The sequence below is a fragment of the Streptomyces sp. URMC 127 genome (assembly GCF_051386535.1).
Classification (GTDB): domain Bacteria; phylum Actinomycetota; class Actinomycetes; order Streptomycetales; family Streptomycetaceae; genus Streptomyces.
On the sequence record NZ_JBPQTW010000422.1, the window covers coordinates 1 to 1,985 of the forward strand.

Consider the following 1,985-nt stretch of genomic DNA (forward strand, 5'->3'; position numbering starts at 1 on the left):
CCCCCCCCCCCCCCCCGCGTCCGGCGGTGCCGGACCGGCGCTACGCCTCCACGACCGGCTCCGCGAACTGCGCCTCGTAGAGGCGCGCGTACGCTCCCCCCGACGCCAGCAGCGAATCGTGCGTGCCCTGTTCCACGATCCGGCCGGACTCCATCACGAGGATGACGTCCGCGTCGCGGATCGTGGACAGCCGGTGCGCGATCACGAAGCTGGTGCGCCCCGCGCGCAGCCGGCCCATCGCCTGCTGGATGAGGACCTCCGTACGGGTGTCGACGGAGCTCGTCGCCTCGTCCAGGACGAGGATCTCCGGCTCGGCCAGGAACGCCCGGGCGATGGTGATGAGCTGCTTCTCGCCGACGCTGACGTTGGAGCCCTCGTCGTCGATGACCGTGTCGTAGCCGTCGGGGAGGGTCCGTACGAACCGGTCGACGTGCGTGGCCTTCGCCGCGGCGACGATCTTCTCCATGGGCGTGCCGGCGGGCGCCCCGTAGGCGATGTTGTCCGCGATGGTGCCGCCGAAGAGCCAGGTGTCCTGGAGGACCATGCCGATGTGGGAGCGCAGCTCCTCGCGCGACATGGCGGCGATGTCGGTGCCGTCGAGGGTGATGCGGCCGCCGCCGACCTCGTAGAACCGCATGAGCAGGTTGACCAGGGTGGTCTTGCCGGCGCCGGTCGGGCCGACGATGGCCACGGTCTGGCCGGGCCGGACGGTCAGCGACAGGTCGTCGATGAGCGGCTTGTCCGGCTCGTAGCGGAAGGAGACCCGCTCGAAGGCCACCTCGCCGCGCACCCGCCCCGGCTTCGGGGCGTCCGCCGGGTCCGCCGACTGCTCCTCGGCGTCGAGCAGCTCGAAGACCCGCTCGGCGGAGGCGACGCCGGACTGCACGAGGTTGGCCATGGAGGCCACCTGCGTGAGCGGCTGGCTGAACTGGCGCGAGTACTGCACGAAGGCCTGCACGTCACCGATGGACAGCGCGCCGGAGGCGACCCGCAGGCCGCCGACGACGGCGACGAGCACGTAGTTGAGGTTGCCGATGAACATCATCGCGGGCTGGATGACGCCCGAGATGAACTGCGCCTTGAAGCCGGCCTGGAAGAGGTCCTCGTTCTCCTTGCGGAAGATCTCCGCGGACTCCTTCTCGCGGCCGAAGACCTTCACCAGCGCGTGCCCGGTGTACATCTCCTCGATGTGGGCGTTGAGCGTGCCGGTGGTCTTCCACTGGGCGACGAACTGCGGCTGCGCCCGCTTGCCGATCTTCGTGGCGACGACGACGGACACCGGGACGGTGACCAGCGCCACCAGGGCGAGCAGCCAGGAGATCCAGAACATCACGGCCAGCACGCCCGCGATCGTCAGCAGTGAGGTGACGATCTGGCTCATGGTCTGCTGGAGCGTCTGGGCGATGTTGTCGATGTCGTTCGTGGCGCGGGAGAGCACCTCGCCGCGCGGCTGCTTGTCGAAGTAGCTGAGCGGCAGCCGGCCGAGCTTCTCCTCGACCCGCTTGCGCAGCCGGAAGACGGCGCGCTGGACGACGGTGGTGGCGATCCGCGCCTGGACGAGCCCGAACAGGGACGCGCCGACGTAGATCAGCAGGACCCACAGCAGCACCTCGCCCACGGCGTCGAAGTCGATGCCGCGGCCGGGGGTGAAGTCGACCGAGCCGAGCAGGTCGGCGACGGTGCCGTTGCCCTGCTGCCGCATCCGCTCGACGGCCTCGGCCTTGGTGATGCCGTCGGGGAACTTGTTCCCGATGACGCCCGCGAAGATCAGGTCGGTGGCCCGGCCGAGGATCTTCGGGCCGAGGACGGACAGGGTGACGCTCGCGACGCACAGCACGAGCGCCACGGTGATCAGGGCCCGCTCGGGTCTGAGGGTGCCCAGCAGCCGCTTGGCGGACCCGGCGAAGTCCATGGACCGCTCGGTGGGCTGGCCGCCCATGAAGCGGGCGATGCCGGTGGCGGGGGCGGGCCCGCGCCACCGGCAT

The 1,985-nt window shown here is 70.5% G+C and carries 1 protein-coding gene; it reads right to left on the reverse strand.

Going from position 1 to position 1,985, the window contains the following annotated elements; genetic code table 11:
• Positions 1–40: 40 nt before the first annotated feature.
• Positions 41–1,985: ABC transporter ATP-binding protein (locus ACSNOH_RS34655; protein ID WP_436725422.1), on the reverse strand; the 1,945-nt coding region annotated here is incomplete at its 5' end.